Genomic DNA, 19,934 nt, shown 5'->3' with positions numbered 1-19,934 from the left:
ATCAGCCGCTATGACAAACACATCCCCGACCGTTTCCATGGCGGACAAAGTTGCCCTGATCGACAGCCTCTGCGCCAAGGCGCGGATCCTGCCGGTGATCACCATCGCTCGTGAACAGGACGTGCTGCCGTTGGCCGACGCCCTGGCAGCCGGTGGCCTGACGGCGCTGGAAGTGACTCTGCGTTCGCAGTTCGGCCTCAAGGCAATCCAGATCCTGCGCGCACAGCGTCCGGAACTGGTGACCGGCGCAGGCACCGTGCTCGATCGCAGCATGCTGGCCGCTGCTGAAGCGGCCGGTTCGCAGTTTATCGTAACGCCGGGCATCACCCGTGATCTGCTTGAAGCCAGTGTCGACAGCCCGATCCCGCTGTTGCCGGGCATCAGCAACGCCTCCGGCATCATGGAAGGCTATAGCCTGGGTTATCGCCGCTTCAAGCTGTTCCCGGCAGAAGTCAGTGGTGGCGTCGCGGCCATCAAGGCGCTGGGCGGCCCGTTCGGCGAAGTTAAATTCTGCCCGACCGGCGGTGTCAGCCCGGCCAACATCAAGAGCTACATGGCGTTGAAAAACGTGATGTGCGTGGGCGGTAGCTGGATGCTTGACCCCGAGTGGATCAAGAATGGCGACTGGGCCCGCATCCAGGAGTGCACGGCCGAGGCGTTGGCCCTGCTGGACTGATTCACTGGATTTACCAAACACTTCGTTGTGTGTTCTACGGCTTTACGGTGCGCTTGGTCGGCGCACCGTTTTTTTTTGCCTGAAAAAACTGTGTCTGTGGACACGCTCTTTGTAGCAGCTGCCGAGCCTGCGAGGCTGCGTTCGGCTGCGTAGCAGTCGTAAAACCAGAGATTGCGGTACGTCAGGCAGAACCGCATCGGCCGAATTCACGACTGCTACGCAGCCGAACGCAGCCTCGCAGGCTCGGCAGCTGCTACAGATCGACATCATGCGGTACATAGTTACCGCGTCTCGCCGCTCGTCCAGCGTTAACCTGTGCTCATCTTATGGAAGAGAGAGCGTCATGGACGACAACACTGCAATTGCACCCCCTCCATCGGTTTATCAGCTGTCACCCGAACAGGTCGCCGGCCCGTATTTTCGTAACCCGAAACTGATCAGACGAAACATCAGCGAAGGCATGGACGGCATCCCCTTGGTGTTGCGGCTGACGATCGTCGATGCGATGACCGGTCAACCGGTTACGGGGGCTGTGGTCGATATCTGGCATTGCAATGCGCGTGGGGCGTATTCGGGCTGGAGCAAGGTCGACCCGGACAAGGAAGTCGACGTCAATGCCATCGGTTCGATCCCGCGTACCGATGACGATACCTACCTGCGTGGCGGGCAGTTCACCGACAAAAAAGGCATCGTGCGGTTTACCACCATTTATCCGGGGTATTACGCCGGACGCGCCCTGCACATCCACGTCGCCGTCCGCATCACGGCCGGCAACAACTATCTGGAAGAGCGACATGTCGCCTGGGTCGGGCAGCTTTACTTTCCCGAGGTTGCATCAAGGTCGGTGCTCAACGCCCGTGAGTACAGCGGTCGAGCTGTCCTGCCGCTGACCAACGATCAAGATATTTTCTATGACGCCATGGGCGGCGAAGCCTCGACCCTGAACGTTCATACCATCGGTCGAGACTCGAATGAAGACGGCTTTTTCGGGCACATGACCATCGGTGTCGACACGTTTGCCGTGTCCTCGCAGATCAAGCCCGAGGACTTCGACAAGTACACCGTGTGACGTCAGCGCAGTTCGGTCAGGGCCCGGGCCAGTACATCCATGTCGGCTGCGGTGGTGGTGAGCCCCGGCGTAATGCGGATGCACGGGCCACACGCTGCGCCGCTGCGCACCACGGTAAACAGGTTGTAGTCGTTGAGCAGGCGCTCGACCATCACTTGTTGGTCGGCATGCCGGGTAAAGCGCATCGAGGTGATGCCGCAATACAGGCGCGGATCATCGGGGGTCATGACTTCGATCCCCGGTAGCTCCCGAACGACATCGACCCACCGGTTGCGCAGGTAGTTGAGCCGTGCGCCCTTGGCGACAGAACCGCCCATGGCACGATGCTCTTCGAACACCAACGGCAGGGTCAGCAGGGCCGGAATGTTCGGGGTGCTGTACGGCGTACGGGCGCGAATGTCGGTGACCGGGAAATGCATTTCGTCCATGTCCGGGTCAATATCGGCCAGGCGCTCGGGCGCGATGTAAATGAAGCCGAGGGTCAGCGGCGCACCGATCCATTTGTGCAGGTTGTAGCCGGCAAAGGCGATGCCCAGTTCATCGAGATTGAACTCGATCTGGCCGAGGGCATGGGCGCCGTCAAGGATCACGTCGATGCCGTGTTCCCTGGCGGCAGCGGTAATTGTCTGCACCGGCATCACCAACCCGGTGCGATGGGTGACGTGGGTCAGGGCCATCAGCTTCAATCGCGGATAACGCACGAAAGCTTCGCGATAAGTGGCCAGTAAACTATCGGAACTGGCGGGGTGACGGTGTTCGATCTCGATCACTTCCACGCCTCGATAACGGGCCAGCCAACGCATCGCACTCTTGACCGTGTCGTATTCCAGATCGCATATCAGGACCTGATCGCCCGGTTCCAGGCGCTTGTAGTTGCGGATCAGCGATTGCAGGCCGTCCGAGGCGTTGCGGGTGAAGGCGACGGCTTCGGCCGGTGCACCGATCAGCTCGGCCAGTTGCGCGCGAATCATGCCGCTTTCGCCCTGTTCGAAGCGCTGGCGCACATGCACCGAGTTGCCGCGGTTAATGAGTTCGATGTTGCGCTGATATTCCTCGACCACTGAGCGCGACATGCGCCCGAAGTAACCGTTCTCCAGATTCAGGGGGCCGGGTTCGACAGCATAGCGGTGGGCAAAGGTCTGCCAAAAGACTTCATCGCGGGTACGGCGGGTGTTATCGGGCATGAGCTACTCGGTGAGGCAGGGCAGGTCAGTGACGAGGGGCGGGCTTGCCGTGTTTGGCGCGTAGCGGTTCGAGCAGCTCCGACAAGCCGTTGTGGTCGATTTCCTGCATCAAGGCCAGCAAACCACCCAGTTCACCGTGAGGGAACCCTTCGCGAGCGAACCAGTTGAGGTACTGGCCGGGCAGGTCGGCGATGATGCGGCCCTTGTATTTGCCGAAGGGCATTTCGCGGGTAATCAGCAGTTCGAGCTTTTCGGGATTCATCATCAGTCGTCTTGATTCAAACAGTCTGGAAAATACAGGCATTCTGCATGCAGGCCAAATGACAGATCATGCAAAAAAAGCGGATACAGATGTCGCCTTAAAAACTAACCGATTGAAATATAAGTAAAAGTTAATCAATTCGAAGCTGGCATGCGAGGTGCAACTACTTATTGCATCTTTCATCAACCGCAAGGAATTGAAAAATGACCGACATCAACAAAGAAGCGATCTCTGTACTCAACGACCTGATTGAAACCAGTAAAGACGGTCAGGAAGGGTTCAAGACTTGCGCTGAAGACATCAAAAATCCAGAACTCAAAAACCTGTTCATTCAGCGCTCCGCCGACTGCGCCTCTGCCGCTGCCGAGCTGCAGGCTACTGTGCGTTCTATGGGTGGTGATCCGGAAACCTCCACCAGTGTCAGTGGCGATCTACACCGTCGCTGGGTCGACGTGAAGGCGATGTTCACCGGCAAGGATGAAGAGGCAGTGCTGAACGAGGCCGAACGCGGTGAAGACCACGCTAAAAAGGCTTACAAGGAAGCACTGGAAAAAATCAACAAGAACAACCTGGTGAGCATTCGTGACATCGTTGAGCGCCAATACCACGGCGTGCAACGCAACCACGATCAAGTGAAAGCCCTGCGCAATCAGGCTCGTGCACGTTCGTAAACGTTCGTTGCCTGTCAAAAACGCCAGCCAGTCTGGCGTTTTTTGTGTTCGGGATTTATCGCTGGACGGGATATAGATAGCTAGCTAATAATTTGTTTTCCAAGTGACCTCGTTCAGCCCGACTATCGTTAAATCGTCCTTTCAAGAGTGTCTTACGTGCCTATCACTTTGCAGGCCTTGTTCGCGCCTGACCGCCGCGCCTTGCAGTTCGCGATCAAGACCTTGATCGGCGGCGGCCTGGCGCTGTGGCTGGCGTTGCGCTGGGGGCTGGAGCAACCTTCGTGGGCGTTGATGACGGCGTTTATCGTCGCCCAACCTTTATCCGGGATGGTGGTGCACAAGGGCCTGGCACGGCTGTTGGGCACGCTGGTCGGGACGATCATGTCGGTGGTGTTCATGGGCCTGTTCGCCCAGGCACCCTGGCTGTTTTTGCTGGCATTGGCGTTGTGGCTTGGGCTGTGTACGGCGTGCTCGACCTTGCTACGTAGCGCTTGGTCCTATTCCTTCGTGTTGGCCGGTTACACAGTGGCGATCATCGCATTGCCGGCCATTACTCATCCGCTGACGGTGTTCGATCAAGCCGTGGCTCGCTGCACGGAAATCTGCCTGGGCATTCTCTGTGCTACCGCCGCCAGTGCGTTGCTCTGGCCATTGCGAGTCGAGCAGCAACTGGCGGATCAGGCCCGGGTGGCCTGGCAAAGTGGCATGAATGCCGCGCGTGCGACCCTGGCTGGCGACGGTCAGGCGCGCAAAGGTCTGCTGGAAATTCTCGGGAAAATCGTCGCGGTTGACGCCCAGCGCGAGCATGCCTGGTTTGAAGGCAGCCTCGGTCGACAACGGGCTCGGGCCATCAGCGGCTTGAGTCAGAAGCTGTTGATGCTGTTGCGCATCGCCCGTTCGGTTCGTCGCCAATGGAATCAGTTGGAACCCCAGGAAACCGAGCAGTTGATGCCATGGATGGCCGAGGTTCAAGCAGCCCTTGGCGCTTGCGATACTGACACGCTGCAAGCCTTGCGCCCGAGACTGCTCGATGCCTCTCACGATGCGCAAATCAGTTCTGCGCAAAGTTATTGCCTGGCCCGGTTCACCTTGCTGCTCGATACCGCCATGGCGGCCTGCACAGCGTTGAAAGCGGTACAGGAGGGCAGCGAAACAATCGATCCGCCGAGAACCCTGACGCCGCACCGTGATCTGTCATTGGCACTGGTCTTCGGCGCGCGCAGTGCGCTGGCGTTTCTGGTGGTGGCGGGTTTCTGGCTGGCGACGGCATGGCCTGCGGCATCGGGAGCGCTGGTGCTGACGTGTGTGGTGTGCAGTCTGTTTGCCAGTCGCGAGAATGGCGCGCAAATCGGCATGAGTTTTCTGCGTGGCATCCTGCTGGCGATTCCGTCGGCGTTTATCATCGGGCAGATTCTGCTGCCGCAATGGAGCGGGTTTGCCTTGCTGTGCATGGGGATGGGCGTGCCGCTGTTTCTCGGGGCGCTGGGCATGGCCAAACCGCAGATCGGCGCTACGGCCACCTCGTTCTGTCTGCATTTTATTGTGCTGGTATCGCCGCTGAACATGATGAAGTTCGATGTCGCGAATTTCTTCAACAGTGCACAGGCGATGCTGGTCGGGGTGGGCGCGGCGGTGCTGGCGTTCCACTTGCTGATTCTGCGTAACCCGGCGTGGCATGGCCAACGGTTGCTGGCGGCGACCCTCGCCGATCTGGTGCGGCTGACCCGTCGTAATCTGCACGGTGCCGAAAGCTGGTTCGGCGGGCGCATGGCCGACCGTTTGCTGCAACTGGCGCGGTACTATCCCGAATTGCCGGAACCGGCACGCAGCCGTTGGGATGACGGCTTGCTCGGCCTGGACATCGGCGACGAGTTGCTGCATTTGCGCTTGAGCCTGGCGGTCGCCCAGATGCCGGTCAGTGCACCCCAGCGGCGCTATCTCGAGCAACTGCAGAAAGTCCTCGAGCAAGGCCCGGCCGGCAGTCGCGCCGAGGCGCTGGCGCAACCGAGCGAAGCGTTGCTGAAAACCTTGTACGCGTTGCCGCCCAGCGATGCGGTGAAACTCGCCCAGGGCGCGGTGCTGCAATTGCAAAGCAGCTGGCGTGCCTGGTGTCGTCAACAGGAGCAAAGCCATGGGCTTGCGTGAGTGGTCGGTGGGCGGGGTGCTGCTCAGTCCGTTTTTGATTGATGTGCTGCTGGCGTTGCTGGCCACCGGAGCGTTGCGCATGGTATTGCGCCTGACCCCGGTCGGCCGCTGGATCTGGCACGAAGCATTGTTTGATTGCGCCTTGTTCGTCTGTGTATTGACCCTGATCACCGTCGTCCTCGGGCCTTTATAAGGAGTTGAATATGCGTACACCCGTACGTGTCGCGGTCACCCTGAGCCTGGTGGCGCTGGCGATTTTTGCCGGTTTCCATCTGTGGCAGTACTACATGTTGACGCCATGGACCCGCGACGCACGAATTCGCGCCGACGTGGTGGTCATCGCCCCGGACGTGTCTGGCTGGGTGCGCGAGCTCAAGGCTTTCGATAACCAGCAGGTCAAGGCTGGCGATGTGTTGCTGAGCATCGACCGCGATCGTTTCGAGGCAGCGCTGGAGAGGGCTCAAGCGGTGGTGCAGACCCGTCAGCAGCAACTCAGCCTGCGTGAACACGAAGCGAGCCGCCGCGCCAGTCTCGGGCCGCAGGCGATCAGCGTCGAACTGCGCGAAAACGCGCAAATCAATGCCGGCATCGCCCGGGGCGAACTGCGTGAAGCTCAGGCTGAAGCCAAGGTCGCGCAACTCAACCTGACCCGCAGTGAGGTGCATGCGCCTCGCGGCGGTCACGTCACCAACCTGCGTCTGGCCCAGGGTAATTACGTGAATGCCGGTCAACCGGTGATGGCATTGATCGACGATTCGACCTTTTATGTACAGGCGTATTTCGAAGAAACCAAACTGTCGCGGATTCGCGTCGGGGATCCGGTCAAAGTCTGGTTGATGAGTGCGGGGGAGGCGTTGCAGGGGCACGTCGAAAGCATCAGTCGCGGGATCACCGACCGCAATACCACGCCCGATGGGCAGTTGCTGGCCGAAGTGGAACCGACGTTTAACTGGGTGCGCCTGGCGCAGCGGATTCCGGTGCGGATCAAGCTGGACAAGTTGCCCGAGGGGATCAGTTTGAGTGCGGGAATGACCGCGAGTGTGCAGGTGCAGGAGGGAGAGCGATAACGCTGCATTCACTGTGGCGAGGGAGCTTGCTCCCGTTGGGGTGCGAAGCGCCCCCAAATCGGGCACCTCGACTCACCTGATCAGGCGCGATGGCAGCTGTATTACGACTGCTCCGCAGCCGAACGGGAGCAAGCTCCCTCGCCACAGGCAAGCCCCCTCGCCACAAAAAGCCCATCCTGGCCGCAGATAATCGGTGAATCAGCCGATGCTGATCGCCGGCAGGGTAGGCAACGTCACGGTCTGTTGCTTGCGCGGTGCCAGAATCTCTGCCTCGCCGTCCACCACCAACTCGTCGCGCTGGTTGAACACCCGAGTGGCAATACGCACACGAAACTTCGGCAGTTTTTCAAGAATCTCCAGGCGCACAGTCAGCGTGTCGCCAATCTTCACCGGCTTCTGAAAGCTCATCGTCTGACCGATATAAATAGTCCCCGGCCCAGGCAACTCGCAAGCCACCGCTGCGCTGATCAACGCGCCGCTGAACATGCCGTGGGCGATACGCTCCTTGAACATGCTGGCGGCGGCGAATTCGGCGTCCAGGTGCACCGGGTTGTGGTCGCCGGACATCGCGGCGAACAACTGAATGTCGCGCTCTTCGACAGTCTTGCTGTAGTTGGCGGTCTGGCCAATTTCGAGGGCTTCGTAAGGGGTGTTGGTAACCTGGGTCATCTGTCTCGATTCCTGTGACGAATTAAATAAATCCACAAAAAACTATTCGGCTCTGGGGGGCCGGCGGTTGCTCAAGGCCTGGGCGATCCAGTTCAACACATCGCCAGTCACTTCATCGCGGTTGCTCTCATTGAACAGTTCATGCCGGGCCTGCGGGTAAATAGTCAGGTGCAGGCTCTGGCAGCCAGCGTCGCGCAGGGCATGAGCCAGATCTTTGAGACGTTTGCCTTCGCTCACCGGATCACATTCGCCGCCGATTACCAGCAGCGGCAGGCCCGGATCGATTTGGGCGAGATTGGACGCTTTGCTGATTTGCTGCAAGCCGCCGAGCAAATCGATCCACAGTTGATTGGTGCAGCGAAAGCCGCAGAGCGGGTCGTTGGCGTACTTGTCAACCTCGGCGGGGTCGCGGCTCAGCCAGTCGAATGGCGTGCGCGCCGGTTTGAACTTCTTGTTGAACGAGCCGAACGACAGCCATTCGATCAGCGCACTGCGACCCTTGGGGCCTTGGCGCAGGCGTTCGAGGCGAGCAATTTGTCGCGCTGCGCGATAGAGCGTCACGGGCTGGAAGTTCGAACCGCTGAGGATCGCCCCGTGCAGGCTGGCGCTGTGGTGCAGCAAGTAAGCCTGGGCGATGTAGCTGCCCATGCTGTGGCCCAGCAGCACGATCGGCACGCCAGGATGCTGTTGGCCGATATGTTGGTTAAGGCTGGCCAGGTCGCCGACCACTTTGCGCCAGCCATCATCGTCGGCGAAATGGCCCAGTGTGCCGTTTTCGGCGGTTTTGCCATGTCCACGCAGGTCCGGCGCATAGACGCCATAATCCTGATCACAGAGCTTTTGCGCCAGACGGGCGTAGCGACCGCTGTGTTCCGCCATGCCGTGGGCCAGCAGGATCACGGCCTTCAACGGTGCAGCCGGCAGCCACTGGTTGACGAAGAGGCGGCTGTGGTCACTCGCGGTCAGCCAGAAAGTGTCGTGGATCATGGCGATTCCTTTGCGTTGGGCTGCATGGGGCGGCAGGGTGGGAAACAGCCTCGATGCATTGTATAGCGCATCCGTCGCTTGCCGTCTGATCAGGCCACGGCGGGGCAGCAAGATTCACGCGATCAATGACGGCCGTGCGCATATTTGCCTGATTCACCATAGCTGCTAGTGTCCGGGAAGCCCCGCTTTTCAGCAGTGACAGAAAGCGGCCCTGGATAGGTTCAGGTAAAGAGGACAAAAACAATGCAACCTGATTTCTGGAATGACAAACGCCCGGCCGGCGTGCCCCTGGATATCGACCTTGGGGTCTATAAGTCGGTGATCGAGGTGTTCGAGCGTTCCTGCAAGAAATTTGCCGATCGCCCGGCGTTCAGCAGCATGGGCGTGACCCTGACCTACGCCGAACTGGAACGCTACAGCGCGGCGTTCGCCGGTTACTTGCAAGCCCACACCGACCTGGCACCAGGGGACCGCATCGCGGTGCAGATGCCCAATGTCCTGCATTACCCGATTGCCGTGTTCGGCGCCTTGCGTGCCGGGCTGATCGTGGTCAACACCAACCCGCTGTACACCGCGCGGGAGATGCGTCACCAGTTCAAGGACTCCGGTGCCCGGGCGCTGGTCTACCTGAACGTGTTCGGGCACAAGGTCCAGGAAGTGCTGCCCGACACCGACATCCAGTACCTGATCGAAGCGAAAATGGGCGACCTGATGCCCACCGCCAAGGGCTGGCTGATCAATACCGTGGTCGACAAGGTCAAGAAAATGGTCCCGGCCTATTCGTTGCCGCAGGCTATTTCCTTCAAGAGCGCGCTACGTCTGGGCCGGGGCCTGGGCATCAAACCGCTGAACGTCGGCCTCGACGATCTCGCCGTGCTGCAATACACCGGCGGCACCACCGGTCTGGCCAAGGGCGCGATGCTGACCCACGGCAATCTGGTGGCGAACATGCAGCAGGCGCGGGCGTGTCTGGGGCAACTCGGTGCCGATGGTCAGCCGCTGCTGCGCGAAGGGCAGGAAGTGATGATCGCGCCGCTGCCGCTGTACCACATCTATGCATTCACGGCGAACTGCATGTGCATGATGGTGACCGGCAACCACAACGTGCTGATCACCAATCCACGGGACATTGGCGCCTTCATCAAGGAACTGAAGAACTGGCGGTTCTCGGGGCTTCTGGGACTCAATACGCTGTTCGTCGCGCTGATGGACCATCCGGACTTCAAGACCCTGGATTTCTCCAGCCTCAAACTCACCAACTCTGGCGGCACCGCGCTGGTCAAGGCCACGGCCGAGCGCTGGGAACAGCTAACGGGTTGCCGGATCACCGAAGGTTATGGCCTGACTGAAACCTCGCCGGTGGCTTGCACCAACCCCTACGGCGACAAGTCGCGTATTGGCACGGTCGGCCTGCCAGTGCCGGGCACCACGCTGAAGATCATCAACGATGAAGGCGTCGAACAACCGCTGGGCGAGCGCGGCGAACTGTGTATCAAGGGCCCGCAGATCATGAAGGGCTACTGGCAGAAACCCGAAGCCACCGCCGAAGTGCTGGATGCCGACGGCTGGTTCAAGTCGGGTGACATCGCGGTGATCGACCCGGATGGTTTTGTGCGCATCGTCGATCGCAAAAAAGACATGATCATCGTCTCGGGTTTCAACGTGTACCCGAACGAGATTGAAGACGTGGTGATGGCCCACCCGAAAGTCGCCAACTGCGCAGTGATCGGCGTGCCGGACGAGCGTTCGGGGGAGGCGGTGAAATTGTTTGTGGTGGCCCGTGAATCGGGGGTCAGCCTCGAGGAGCTGAAGGCCTATTGCAAGGAAAACTTCACGGCGTACAAAGTACCCAAGCACATCGTGCTGCGTGAGTCGTTGCCGATGACGCCGGTGGGCAAGATTCTGCGGCGGGAGTTGCGTGATATCGCCTGATCGTTGAATGGCCGCGCTTGGCGCGGATCGCGGGCAAGCCACGCTCCCACAAGTTTCGCGTCGTTCACCTACTTTGGTGAACAACACTGAGCCTGTGGGAGCGGGCTTGCCCGCGATGTTTTTAGGGAATGAAGCCCCGGTTTCAGCGACTTCCAGGGCTGTATAGAATTTTTGCTCTAAAATGACTGCTTGTTTATCTTGAGTCATTAATGTGACTGTAGGGGCTGATTTAGGCTCTAGTCGGCCCTTGGCAAAGCTGCTACTCTCGGCGCGCTTTGTGACTTCTCGGCCTAATGTTAAAAGCCAGACTCACCAAAAACACACACCAATAATAATCGCATCAAATGCGGTATTTGAATTCGCGTTGCTGAGGAGTGGGCTTCCATGATCGAAGACTTTTGGAAGGATAAGTACCCTGCCGGGATTGCTGCCGAGATCAATCCAGACGAGTATCCGAATATTCAGGCGGTGTTGAAGCAGTCCTGCCAACGCTTTGCCGACAAACCGGCATTCAGCAACCTGGGCAAGACAATCACCTACGGTGAACTGTACGAATTGTCCGGTGCCTTTGCCGCTTACCTGCAACAGCATACCGACTTGCAGCCGGGCGATCGAATTGCCGTGCAGCTGCCCAACGTGTTGCAGTACCCGGTCGCCGTCTTCGGTGCCATCCGCGCCGGGCTGATCGTGGTCAACACCAACCCGCTGTACACCGCGCGGGAAATGGAACACCAATTCAACGACTCCGGTGCCAAAGCCCTGGTTTGCCTGGCCAACATGGCGCACCTGGCCCAGACCGTCGTGCCGAAGACCGGCGTCAAGCATGTGATCGTCACTGAAGTGGCCGACCTCTTGCCGCCGCTCAAGCGTCTGCTGGTCAATAGCGTCATCAAATACGTGAAGAAGATGGTCCCGGCGTATCACTTGCCCAAGGCCATCAAATTCAATGATGTGCTGAGCAAGGGCCATGGCCAGCCAGTGGCTGAAGCCAACCCGGCCAGCAGCGACGTTGCCGTGCTGCAATACACCGGCGGCACCACCGGCGTGGCCAAGGGCGCGATGCTGACCCACCGCAACCTGGTGGCCAACATGCTGCAGTGCAAGGCGCTGATGGGCTCCAACCTCAATGAAGGTTGCGAGATCCTGATCACCCCGCTGCCGCTGTACCACATCTATGCCTTCACCTTTCATTGCATGGCGATGATGTTGATCGGCAACCACAACATCCTGATTAGCAACCCGCGCGACCTGACGGCGATGGTCAAGGAACTGTCGAAGTGGAAGTTCAGCGGTTTCGTCGGCCTGAACACGCTGTTCGTTGCGCTGTGCAACAACGAAGCGTTCCGCAAGCTGGATTTCTCGAGCCTGAAAATCACCCTGTCCGGCGGCATGGCCTTGCAACTGGCCGCGGCCGAGCGCTGGAAAGCGGTCACCGGTTGCCCGATCTGCGAAGGTTATGGCATGACCGAAACCAGCCCGGTGGCCACGGTGAACCCGAGCCAGAACATCCAGATCGGCACCATCGGTATTCCGGTGCCATCGACCCTGTGCAAAGTCATCGACGATGCCGGTGTTGAACAGCCGTTGGGCGCCATCGGTGAGCTGTGTGTGAAAGGTCCGCAAGTCATGAAGGGCTACTGGCAGCGCCAGGACGCCACTGACGAAATACTCGACAGCGAAGGCTGGTTGAAGACCGGTGACATCGCGCTGATCCAGCCTGACGGTTACATGCGCATTGTCGATCGCAAGAAAGACATGATTCTGGTTTCCGGTTTCAACGTGTATCCCAATGAGCTGGAAGACGTGCTGGCGACCCTGCCGGGTGTGCTGCAATGCGCAGCCATTGGTGTGCCGGACGAGAAGTCGGGGGAGGCGATCAAGATCTTCATCGTCGCCAAACCGGGCGTAACCCTGACCAAGGAACAGGTGATGGAGCACATGCGCGCCAACGTCACCGGCTACAAAGTGCCTAAAGCCGTGGAGTTCCGCGACGCGCTGCCGACCACCAACGTCGGCAAGATCCTGCGCCGCGAATTGCGCGACGAAGAGCTGAAGAAGCTGGGTGCGAAGAAAGTAGGCGCCTAGTCAAACAAAAGCCCCGCAGATGCGGGGATTTTTGTTTAAAGCGGTATCAAGAGCGCTTTTTGTGGCGAGGGAGCTTGCTCCCGTTCGGCTGCGCAGCAGTCGTAAAAGCTGCAACCGGCCTGATCAGGTGAATCGAGGTGCCTGATTTGGGGGCGCTGCGCACCCCAGCGGGAGCAAGCTCCCTCGCCACAGTAGTCCTCAATGCAGACGGGTGGTTATTGCCGGAACTGCGCGAAATTGACGTTGGTACCGGCCGGGCGCATGTCTTGCAGGTACGAGTCCTTGTCGGCGCTCAGTTCCAGGCTCAGGGCTGCCTTGCGCTTGCCCTGGTTGCGCACTACGAGGCCTTCGAGCTTCTCGCGCAGGAACACCGTCGGCACTTTCAGGTGCAGCAGTTCGTCGGTATCCGGGGTGTGCATCAGCAAGTGAATCCATTCGTACTGACCAATGGCCAGGCGCGCGACCGGGATATCGAACCAGAAAATGTTGCGGTTGCGGTTCAATTCGGTGAAATGGCAGTTGTTGACACCAAGCACAGCACCGCCGAGTTCCTGGTTTCTGCGGGCAATGGCCTGCTTTTTATCGAGTTTCATAACGTTCCTACGGGATTGGATCTTCAGCGCCATGGCCTGAATACGTTGCGCATTCTCGGGGCAAAGCCTGCAAACATAAAGCCTAACCTGTGAAATGTCCGGTTAATAAATAAATGAAACTCCGCACAAAGGCTCCCGGTCCATCGTTGTGTAACGACTTTCCCCGTTGAAAATGTTCACAGGAGAAATACCATGAGCAGCACTGGCGATAAAGTTAAAGGCATGGCAAACGAAGCGGCCGGCAACGTCAAGCAAGGTGTCGGCAAGGCCACCGGCAATGACAGACTGCGCACCGAAGGCGTCGTGCAGGAAAAGAAAGGCGAAGCCCAGCAAGCGGTTGGCAAAGCCAAGGATGCTCTGAAAAAAGGCATCGACAAGGCATAATCCGGCTTTTGATGAGTAACAGAAACGGCCATCCGCGGATGGCCGTTTTTGTGTCAGCTTGAACTTGAGCAACGAAATTGTTTCAAAGTCGCCAAGTAGGCTACTTTGTTGTAGAAAACGGCCCCTGAGTCGCCTTGACTTCAACCTTTTTGCGGCGAAAGGAGACGCTAATGTTTTTTCCGACCATGAAAGGTCTGCCCCTGCATCGCGTGATGATGCGCACGGTCACCGAGTTCGTCGACGACGAGATGTCGACCTATGCCTCGGCGCTGGCCTATCAAATGCTGTTCTCGCTGTTTCCTTTCATCCTGTTCCTGATCGCCCTGATCGGTTTTCTCCACTTGCCGGACTTTTTCTCCTGGTTGCGCCTGCAATCGGAACTGGTGCTGCCGCCCCAGGCGCTGGAGCAGGTAAACCCGGTGATCGACCAGCTCCAGCAATCCAAGGGTGGTTTGCTCTCGGTGGGTATCGTGATCGCCTTGTGGACCGCGTCCGCCGGTGTGCGGCTGATGATGAGTGCGATGAACGCCGCGTATGACGTGGTCGAACGTCGTCCGGTCTGGAAACGCTTTCCATTGTCGATTTTCTACACCATTGGCATCGCCGGCATGTTGCTGATCGCTGCCGCGCTGATGGTGCTCGGGCCGCAGGTGATGGGCTGGATCGCCGCACAAGTCGGCCTCGAAGATTTCATCGTAACCTTATGGACCATTGTGCGCTGGCCGGTGATCGTGATTCTGTTGATGATGGCGGTGGCGCTGATTTACTACGTCATGCCCGACGTCAAACAAGAGTTTCGCTTCATCACCCCGGGTGCGGTGTTGTCCGTGGTGGTCTGGATCATCGCTTCGCTGGGCTTCGGTCTTTACGTTAAAGCCTTCGCCAACTACAACGCCATGTATGGCAGTATCGGCGCGATCATCGTGTTGCTGCTGTACTTCTATATTTCCGCCGCGGTGCTGTTGCTCGGCGCGGAGATGAACGCGGTGATCGAGCACATGTCGACCGAAGGCAAGGATCCTGGCGAGAAGGTGCCCGGCGAGCACGACCACGAACACAAACACCACGTTTCGGGATTGGGACGGGACCACTCGATCAAGCCGACCACTGACGAAGCCATAAAATGATCCGTGAAATTCTGAAAATGGGCGATGAGCGCCTGCTGCGCATTGCCCCTGCGGTGCCGACAGAAATGTTCAACAGCCCCGAGCTGTGGCAATTGATCGACGACATGTTCCAGACCATGGAAAGCGTCGGCGGGGTCGGCCTGGCTGCGCCGCAGATCGGTGTCGACCTGCAACTGGTGATCTTTGGTTTCGAGCACAGCGAACGCTATCCGGACGCCGAAGCGGTGCCGCAGACGATTCTGATCAATCCTCTCATCACGCCCTTGAGCCCGACCCTCGAAGAGGGTTTCGAAGGCTGCCTGTCGGTGCCGGGCCTGCGCGGGGCGGTGGATCGTTATCAGCAGATTCGCTATGAAGGTTTCGATCCCAAGGGCGAGCCGATCATGCGCATTGCGTCGGGATTTCATGCACGCGTGGTGCAGCATGAATGCGATCACCTGATTGGCCGGTTATACCCGTCGCGTATCAGTGATTTCAGCAAGTTCGGGTTTACCGAGGTGATGTTCCCGGATCTTGATCCCAACGCAGACGATTGAACCACCACATAACCCATGTGGGAGCGGGCTTACTCGCGAAAGCACAGTGTCAGCCGACAGATATGCCGGATGTGACGACCCCTTCGCGAGCAAGCCTGCTCCCACATCTTCATAGATCTTTAGTGCGTTCCAGACCCATGGCAATCATCGGTTTGCTACGCGCATAACGGCTCAACCGCTCAGCCATAGCGTAGGGCAGGGGCGGGTTGAAAGTAAAACCGCGACGCTCATAAAAGCCACGCAAATCCGGATGGCAGAACAACCAGACTGGCTCTTCGAGGTGCTGGACGGCGTGGGCGATCAACGCCGCGGCGATTCCTTGCTCGCGACAGCTCGGGTTGACGAACAGCCCGGTCAGCCAATGCCCACCGGCCACTGGCCGCAAACATAACGCCGCAATGATCTCTTCGCGTTTTGCGACCCACAGTTGTGCATCGCGCACCGCTTTCATCGACGATTGGTGGGCGCGGTAAAACTTGTTCATCAACGGCCATAACGGCTCGTCGAGCAAGGTGTACTGGGTGCTGGGCATGGGTTCGGACTGTCGGTACGCAAAGCGGGTGATTATAAAAGAACGCCGGCGCAGGGATAGGTGTATACCTGATCTCACATCCCGTATGAGTGGAGTACGTATCATGGCCAAAGGCATGGATTCAAAAAAAGCAGCAAAGAAAAAACCGGCGAAAACCGCCGATGAAAAACGAGCGGACAAGAAGGCCAAGAAGGTGGGTGTGTTCGGTCACTGATCCCGCGTCAACGGAGCCCGGGGTCCTCGGGCTCCTGTTCCTCACGTCTAACGAAATAACCAAATAGTCTGCAAGAAATCCTGACGCCATTGCACAGAGGAGGATTGATCCCCGTTCTGAGCAAAGCCATCCCCCATTATGGCGCTGGCTGTTCCTGAACCTCAACTTGCACCTGGTGCATCACGACTTGCCGGGCCTGCCCTGGTACGACCTGCCGCAGGTCTATCGCGCGCGTCGCGAGCAATGGCTGACACGCAGTGGCGGGTTTTTGGTGCAGGGTTATGCTCAGTTGGTGCGTCAGCACGGCGTACGGGCGATCGACAGCCCGCAGCATCCGTTTCACTGATTGCGAATGAGTTCCTCTGTGGGAGCGGGCTTGCTCGCGAAGGGGCCATGTCAGTCAATATTGATGTTGCATGACACATCGCCTTCGCGAGCAAGTCGGATCGCCGCACCGCCGCTCCCACACTGGATTTTTGTTGCATGGGAAGGTGTCGATGACACAACACCTCGCGGAATTACTGATGTACGTTGCCCCCGAGCCGATCCGCCAGGCCAACGAGCGTTGGCTGGCGCAGATCGTCGAACGGCTCGGCAGCACTCGCCTTGATACCGAAGGGCTGTCGCTGATGGACCTTTGGCTGCCCCCGCACCTGCTGCTGACCCAGACCTGCGGCTATCCGTTGATGACGGTCTTGCGCGGTCGCGTCCGGGTTATCGGTCGTCCCCGTTATGAACTCCCGGACAGCAACGGCGGTAACCATTGCAGCCTGTTGCTGACGCGCGCGGATGAGCCTCGATGGACCTTGTCGGCCTTCCGGGGCAGTCGTGGCGTGATCAATGCTGAAGACTCCAACAGTGGCATGAACCTGTTACGCCACCGACTGGCACCGCTGCACCGTGACGGAGAGTTTTTTGCCAGTGCTGCCGGCCACCGAAAGCGACTATCAAGTCGTACTCGACTATCAGCAAGAGTCTGAGGCGTTGGACTATGGACGATTACGTTGACTGAAGGATTGTTCGCGGGCAAGCCTCGCTCCTACGAGACGCGAACCTGTAGGAGCGAGGCTTGCCCGCGAAGCGATCTAACGCCTTACACCAATTCCGCAGCCAACGCCGCTTTCACGGCGGGCCGCAAATCAACCCGCGCCTGAAACTGCATCAACGCCGGCCACCGATCCAGATCGATGCCAAACACCTGAGTCCAGCGCAACACCGTAAATAGATACGCATCGGCGATGCTGAGTCCGCCGGCCATGGAAAAGCCCGGTCAAGGAAACCCAATGGGAATGTCGAACTCCTGAAATGCATCATCCACCGGCAGATAACCCAACACCCGGGTCGTTTCACTGAGGTCCAGGCGCTTGAAACGGTTATTGGAAATACCGTGGGCGATCAGGTGTTGCACACCTTCGACTTCCACCGAAAGTTGCAGCAACTGCACTGCATCACGAGGGCTGAGCCATGCGCTCAGGTCGCGAGCGTTGGTCAATTCGTGACGGTCCGCAAACTCGAAAGCACCGATGCGTATGGCGATGCTCGAGAGGTTGTGTTTGGCAGCGTAGAACGCACACAACGCTTCGCCATAACACTTGCTGACGCCATACAGATTGGCCGGCATCACCTGCATGCCTGGTGTTATCTGCCGGTCCACCGGATAGCCCTCGATGGTCTGTGCGCTGCTGGCGAACACCAACCGTTTACAACCCGCGGCCACTGCGGCTTCGAACAGGTAAGTGGTGGCCAGAATATTGTTGGGCAGTAACTCATCGAAAGAGGCGGTGGCGTGAGGGATGCCAGCCAGATGCACGATGACGTCGATGCCTTTGAGCACTTCACGTGTGGCGGTGAGGTCGGACAGGTCCAGGCGTACAAAGCGATGGGGCGCATCGACATTGAAGTCGGGCTCGATGCGATCCGTCAGCACGAAGGTGTAGCGGTCCTGTGAAGCTTCGAAAAAGGTTTTGCCGATTCGGCCGCAGGCGCCGGTCAGCAGTACGTTGAGTCCGTTCATGGGTTTCTCTTTTTATGGAGCGGCAGAGGGGGCGGGTCTGGCGTTATGGCAAGCCATTGCAGCCGTGTTTCAGAAAACCTGGACGCTGTGCCAGCCGTTGGAAGTACTCGTCGATGGCCGGGTAGTCGGGTCGCTCCATCGGTGTCATCAGCCAGCGATTGACTGACAGCCCGAGGACGATGTCGGCCAGCGTGAACCGTGGCCCGGCGACATAAGCTTTGGTGGTCGCGAGCTGGTGCTCGAGAATGCCCATCTTCTGGTTCCAGCCGCGTACACCGGCGGCAATGCGATGCGCATCCTGGAACTCTGGATCTTTGCGCACCAACGCGGTGAACGCGTAGCTCCAGGACGCATTGAGTTCGGTGGCTTGCCAATCCATCCACTGCTCCACCCGAGCGCGCGCCGCCGGCTCGTGCGGTAGCAGATCCGTGTTTTGGTGTTTACCGGCCAGATACCGGCAAATGGTATTGGATTCCCACAGCACGCCGGCCTCATCGATGATCACCGGCACCAGTGCATTGGGATTGAGCCGAAGAAACTCCGGAGTATGGGTCGACGCGAAACCGCTGCCCCAGTCTTCTCGCTCGTAGGAAACACTCAGTTCTTCGCAGGTCCACAGCACCTTTCTGACGTTGATCGAGGAGGCTTTACCCAAAATCTTCAGCGCATGTTCCATTTAGGTTCTCCGTTTTCCGTTCCAGGTGTCAGGAATCTAGCACGCGGAGCATGGGAGCGATCGCGCTTCAGGTACTTTCCCGCACCTTCAACTCAAACCCCATGTCCTGCACCGGTTTGGCCACCGAGTTGCCGGCCAGCAAGGTCAGCATCAGCTCCGCGGAGCGACGGCCAATGGCTTCTCGTGGGGTGCTGATGCTGCTCAGGCGCGGCACCATGTGCTCAGACGCCGGCAAGTCGTTGAAGCCGAGGATCGCCACGCGCTCGGGGATCTTGATTCCATTGCGCAACGCTTCGAGCAACGCGCCCTGGGCCAGGTCGTCGTTGCCGAAGAAGATCGCATCGACGTCCGGATGGGTTGCGAGCAGTTGCAGGAACAATTCGCCGCCCAGACCCACCGACGAGGCTCTCGGTGTCAGCACTTCCAGGGCCGGATCATACAAACCGGCCTTTTGCAGCGCGCGACGGAAACCTTCGCCACGCAGCAGCGTGCGCTGGTCCAGTTGCGCGCCGATGTAGGCCAGGCGTTTGCGACCGCGGGAAAGCAAATGCTCGGCCGCCGTTTCACCAGCGGCGACTTGCGAAAAACCGACGCAATTGAGCCCGGCCGCGCTGTCCAGCTCCATCATGTACACGCAGGGGATGTTGCTGGCTTCGATCATTCGCCGCGAACTTTCGGTGCGGTCGAAACCGGTCAGCAACAAGCCGCGAGGCTGATAGGCCATGTAATTGCGCAGCAGGTTTTCTTCTTCATCACGCGAGTAATGGAAGTTGCCGATCAGCACTTCGAAGCCCTTTGGTCGCAAAACCTGATGAATGGCTTCCAGCGTGTCGATGAACAGCAGGTTGGACAATGACGGCACCAAAACCACGACGGAATGGCTCTGGGCCGAGGCCAGGGCGCGTGCGGCGGGGTTGACTACGTAGTTCAGATCGAGGGCGGCCTTCTGGACTTTTTCCACCAGTTCGGTGGCCACCGTGCTGACGCCACGCAGGGCGCGGGAGGCGGTAATCGGGCTGACACCGGCCAGGCGCGCGACTTCGTTGAGGGTAGGGCGGCCAGTGGTGCGAGTATTTTTATCGTTTTTAGGGGTATTCATCGGACGGCTTGC

The 19,934-nt window shown here is 58.9% G+C and carries 20 protein-coding genes and 3 pseudogenes; 13 read left to right on the top strand and 10 right to left on the bottom strand.

Going from position 1 to position 19,934, the window contains the following annotated elements; translation table 11 throughout:
* The first annotated feature begins 10 nt into the window (after window positions 1–10).
* Together ACA044_RS23540 and ACA044_RS23535 are read left to right on the top strand one after the other, a co-directional pair.
* Window positions 11–676 carry a bifunctional 4-hydroxy-2-oxoglutarate aldolase/2-dehydro-3-deoxy-phosphogluconate aldolase gene (locus ACA044_RS23540; RefSeq protein ID WP_497443507.1) on the top strand — a complete coding sequence of 222 codons (666 nt, stop codon included), beginning with the start codon at window positions 11–13 and terminating at the stop codon, window positions 674–676.
* Between the two features lie 343 nt (window positions 677–1,019).
* The gene (locus tag ACA044_RS23535) at window positions 1,020–1,745 is read left to right on the top strand and encodes an intradiol ring-cleavage dioxygenase (RefSeq protein ID WP_497443506.1); all 726 of its coding nucleotides are present in this window, start codon (window positions 1,020–1,022) and stop codon (window positions 1,743–1,745) included.
* Window positions 1,746–1,747: 2 nt separating this feature from the next.
* On the opposite strand, the gene ACA044_RS23530 is transcribed toward ACA044_RS23535, so the two are convergent.
* On the bottom strand, window positions 1,748–2,929 hold the full coding sequence (locus ACA044_RS23530; protein WP_497443505.1) for an aminotransferase class V-fold PLP-dependent enzyme: 1,182 nt from the start codon (window positions 2,927–2,929) through the stop codon (window positions 1,748–1,750).
* Between the two features lie 25 nt (window positions 2,930–2,954).
* Window positions 2,955–3,191, bottom strand: a complete 237-nt coding sequence (locus ACA044_RS23525) for a DUF3820 family protein (protein ID WP_007949456.1) — start codon at window positions 3,189–3,191, stop codon at window positions 2,955–2,957.
* Window positions 3,192–3,394: 203 nt separating this feature from the next.
* Here ACA044_RS23525 and ACA044_RS23520 point away from each other — a divergent pair, with 203 nt between their 5' ends.
* The 4 genes from ACA044_RS23520 to ACA044_RS23505 all read left to right on the top strand — a co-directional run bounded on the left by ACA044_RS23520 (window position 3,395) and on the right by ACA044_RS23505 (window position 7,074).
* The gene (locus tag ACA044_RS23520; RefSeq protein WP_497443504.1) at window positions 3,395–3,862 is read left to right on the top strand and encodes a ferritin-like domain-containing protein; all 468 of its coding nucleotides are present in this window, start codon (window positions 3,395–3,397) and stop codon (window positions 3,860–3,862) included.
* A 156-nt stretch (window positions 3,863–4,018) separates the two neighbouring features.
* Entirely contained in the window at window positions 4,019–6,007 is a 1,989-nt protein-coding gene (locus tag ACA044_RS23515; RefSeq protein WP_497443503.1) for an FUSC family protein, read from the top strand.
* A complete protein-coding gene (locus ACA044_RS23510) occupies window positions 5,994–6,200 on the top strand; it encodes a DUF1656 domain-containing protein (protein ID WP_497443502.1) in 207 nt (68 codons plus the stop codon). Before ACA044_RS23515 ends, ACA044_RS23510 begins: the two co-directional genes overlap by 14 nt.
* Before the next feature lie 10 nt (window positions 6,201–6,210).
* Complete coding sequence (locus tag ACA044_RS23505; protein ID WP_497443501.1) at window positions 6,211–7,074, top strand: efflux RND transporter periplasmic adaptor subunit; 864 nt, start codon at window positions 6,211–6,213, stop codon at window positions 7,072–7,074.
* A 198-nt stretch (window positions 7,075–7,272) separates the two neighbouring features.
* Here the strand turns inward: ACA044_RS23505 and ACA044_RS23500 are convergent, their stop codons facing one another.
* Both ACA044_RS23500 and ACA044_RS23495 read right to left on the bottom strand, forming a co-directional pair.
* Window positions 7,273–7,743: a MaoC family dehydratase gene (locus ACA044_RS23500; protein ID WP_497443500.1), complete on the bottom strand. Its 471-nt coding sequence runs from the start codon at window positions 7,741–7,743 to the stop codon at window positions 7,273–7,275.
* A gap of 42 nt (window positions 7,744–7,785) precedes the next feature.
* Window positions 7,786–8,730: an alpha/beta hydrolase gene (locus tag ACA044_RS23495; protein ID WP_497443499.1), complete on the bottom strand. Its 945-nt coding sequence runs from the start codon at window positions 8,728–8,730 to the stop codon at window positions 7,786–7,788.
* Between the two features lie 243 nt (window positions 8,731–8,973).
* On the opposite strand from ACA044_RS23495, the gene fadD2 reads away from it, so the two are divergent.
* Together fadD2 and fadD1 are read left to right on the top strand one after the other, a co-directional pair.
* Window positions 8,974–10,662, top strand: coding sequence for a long-chain-fatty-acid--CoA ligase FadD2 (gene fadD2 / locus ACA044_RS23490; RefSeq protein ID WP_497443498.1), 1,689 nt, complete (start codon window positions 8,974–8,976; stop codon window positions 10,660–10,662).
* A gap of 384 nt (window positions 10,663–11,046) precedes the next feature.
* Window positions 11,047–12,747: a long-chain-fatty-acid--CoA ligase FadD1 gene (gene fadD1 / locus ACA044_RS23485; protein ID WP_497443497.1), complete on the top strand. Its 1,701-nt coding sequence runs from the start codon at window positions 11,047–11,049 to the stop codon at window positions 12,745–12,747.
* A 215-nt stretch (window positions 12,748–12,962) separates the two neighbouring features.
* Here the strand turns inward: fadD1 and ACA044_RS23480 are convergent, their stop codons facing one another.
* Complete coding sequence (locus ACA044_RS23480; RefSeq protein WP_018926454.1) at window positions 12,963–13,340, bottom strand: hypothetical protein; 378 nt, start codon at window positions 13,338–13,340, stop codon at window positions 12,963–12,965.
* Between the two features lie 192 nt (window positions 13,341–13,532).
* Between ACA044_RS23480 and ACA044_RS23475 the strand changes: the two genes are divergently transcribed.
* The 3 genes from ACA044_RS23475 (at window position 13,533) to def (ending at window position 15,387) form a co-directional block, all read left to right on the top strand.
* The gene (locus ACA044_RS23475; protein ID WP_497443496.1) at window positions 13,533–13,724 is read left to right on the top strand and encodes a CsbD family protein; all 192 of its coding nucleotides are present in this window, start codon (window positions 13,533–13,535) and stop codon (window positions 13,722–13,724) included.
* A 170-nt stretch (window positions 13,725–13,894) separates the two neighbouring features.
* Window positions 13,895–14,851, top strand: coding sequence for a YihY/virulence factor BrkB family protein (locus ACA044_RS23470; protein ID WP_497443495.1), 957 nt, complete (start codon window positions 13,895–13,897; stop codon window positions 14,849–14,851).
* On the top strand, window positions 14,848–15,387 hold the full coding sequence (gene def, locus ACA044_RS23465; RefSeq protein ID WP_497443494.1) for a peptide deformylase: 540 nt from the start codon (window positions 14,848–14,850) through the stop codon (window positions 15,385–15,387). Before ACA044_RS23470 ends, def begins: the two co-directional genes overlap by 4 nt.
* Before the next feature lie 109 nt (window positions 15,388–15,496).
* Here def and ACA044_RS23460 read toward each other — a convergent pair whose 3' ends face one another.
* On the bottom strand, window positions 15,497–15,919 hold the full coding sequence (locus tag ACA044_RS23460; RefSeq protein WP_497443493.1) for a GNAT family N-acetyltransferase: 423 nt from the start codon (window positions 15,917–15,919) through the stop codon (window positions 15,497–15,499).
* Window positions 15,920–16,248: 329 nt separating this feature from the next.
* Here ACA044_RS23460 and ACA044_RS23455 point away from each other — a divergent pair.
* A pseudogene (locus tag ACA044_RS23455) lies at window positions 16,249–16,479 on the top strand (fatty acid desaturase); the annotation flags it as partial.
* Window positions 16,480–16,630: 151 nt separating this feature from the next.
* Window positions 16,631–17,080 (top strand): annotated as a pseudogene (locus tag ACA044_RS23450) (substrate-binding domain-containing protein); the annotation flags it as partial.
* A gap of 146 nt (window positions 17,081–17,226) precedes the next feature.
* Here the strand turns inward: ACA044_RS23450 and ACA044_RS23445 are convergent.
* The 4 genes and pseudogenes from ACA044_RS23445 to gntR all read right to left on the bottom strand — a co-directional run.
* Window positions 17,227–17,397, bottom strand: a pseudogene (locus tag ACA044_RS23445) (glutathione transferase GstA); the annotation flags it as partial.
* Between the two features lie 6 nt (window positions 17,398–17,403).
* A complete protein-coding gene (locus ACA044_RS23440; RefSeq protein ID WP_497443492.1) occupies window positions 17,404–18,147 on the bottom strand; it encodes an NAD-dependent epimerase/dehydratase family protein in 744 nt (247 codons plus the stop codon).
* 43 nt (window positions 18,148–18,190) lie between these two features.
* On the bottom strand, window positions 18,191–18,823 hold the full coding sequence (locus ACA044_RS23435; RefSeq protein WP_497443491.1) for a glutathione S-transferase family protein: 633 nt from the start codon (window positions 18,821–18,823) through the stop codon (window positions 18,191–18,193).
* A gap of 67 nt (window positions 18,824–18,890) precedes the next feature.
* A complete protein-coding gene (gntR, locus tag ACA044_RS23430) occupies window positions 18,891–19,922 on the bottom strand; it encodes an HTH-type transcriptional regulator GntR (RefSeq protein ID WP_497443490.1) in 1,032 nt (343 codons plus the stop codon).
* Window positions 19,923–19,934 lie beyond the last annotated feature (12 nt).

Source organism: Pseudomonas sp. LBUM1673 (assembly GCF_059695645.1).
Note: the sequence above shows the minus strand (reverse complement) of the source record. Positions and strands in the feature narration are given on the sequence as shown.

What these genes read in the sequence shown, in the direction of transcription:
- fadD2 (WP_497443498.1), top strand. Translation starts at nt 8,974, where the DNA reads ATGCAACCTGATTTCTGGAATGACAAACGCCCGGCCGGCGTGCCCCTG.
- ACA044_RS23525 (WP_007949456.1), bottom strand. Translation starts at nt 3,191, where the DNA reads ATGAATCCCGAAAAGCTCGAACTGCTGATTACCCGCGAAATGCCCTTC.
- gntR (WP_497443490.1), bottom strand. Translation starts at nt 19,922, where the DNA reads ATGAATACCCCTAAAAACGATAAAAATACTCGCACCACTGGCCGCCCT.
- ACA044_RS23475 (WP_497443496.1), top strand. Translation starts at nt 13,533, where the DNA reads ATGAGCAGCACTGGCGATAAAGTTAAAGGCATGGCAAACGAAGCGGCC.
- fadD1 (WP_497443497.1), top strand. Translation starts at nt 11,047, where the DNA reads ATGATCGAAGACTTTTGGAAGGATAAGTACCCTGCCGGGATTGCTGCC.
- ACA044_RS23510 (WP_497443502.1), top strand. Translation starts at nt 5,994, where the DNA reads ATGGGCTTGCGTGAGTGGTCGGTGGGCGGGGTGCTGCTCAGTCCGTTT.
- ACA044_RS23530 (WP_497443505.1), bottom strand. Translation starts at nt 2,929, where the DNA reads ATGCCCGATAACACCCGCCGTACCCGCGATGAAGTCTTTTGGCAGACC.
- ACA044_RS23460 (WP_497443493.1), bottom strand. Translation starts at nt 15,919, where the DNA reads ATGCCCAGCACCCAGTACACCTTGCTCGACGAGCCGTTATGGCCGTTG.
- ACA044_RS23495 (WP_497443499.1), bottom strand. Translation starts at nt 8,730, where the DNA reads ATGATCCACGACACTTTCTGGCTGACCGCGAGTGACCACAGCCGCCTC.
- ACA044_RS23470 (WP_497443495.1), top strand. Translation starts at nt 13,895, where the DNA reads ATGTTTTTTCCGACCATGAAAGGTCTGCCCCTGCATCGCGTGATGATG.
- ACA044_RS23520 (WP_497443504.1), top strand. Translation starts at nt 3,395, where the DNA reads ATGACCGACATCAACAAAGAAGCGATCTCTGTACTCAACGACCTGATT.
- def (WP_497443494.1), top strand. Translation starts at nt 14,848, where the DNA reads ATGATCCGTGAAATTCTGAAAATGGGCGATGAGCGCCTGCTGCGCATT.
- ACA044_RS23440 (WP_497443492.1), bottom strand. Translation starts at nt 18,147, where the DNA reads ATGAACGGACTCAACGTACTGCTGACCGGCGCCTGCGGCCGAATCGGC.
- ACA044_RS23480 (WP_018926454.1), bottom strand. Translation starts at nt 13,340, where the DNA reads ATGAAACTCGATAAAAAGCAGGCCATTGCCCGCAGAAACCAGGAACTC.
- ACA044_RS23540 (WP_497443507.1), top strand. Translation starts at nt 11, where the DNA reads ATGACAAACACATCCCCGACCGTTTCCATGGCGGACAAAGTTGCCCTG.
- ACA044_RS23500 (WP_497443500.1), bottom strand. Translation starts at nt 7,743, where the DNA reads ATGACCCAGGTTACCAACACCCCTTACGAAGCCCTCGAAATTGGCCAG.
- ACA044_RS23505 (WP_497443501.1), top strand. Translation starts at nt 6,211, where the DNA reads ATGCGTACACCCGTACGTGTCGCGGTCACCCTGAGCCTGGTGGCGCTG.
- ACA044_RS23435 (WP_497443491.1), bottom strand. Translation starts at nt 18,823, where the DNA reads ATGGAACATGCGCTGAAGATTTTGGGTAAAGCCTCCTCGATCAACGTC.
- ACA044_RS23535 (WP_497443506.1), top strand. Translation starts at nt 1,020, where the DNA reads ATGGACGACAACACTGCAATTGCACCCCCTCCATCGGTTTATCAGCTG.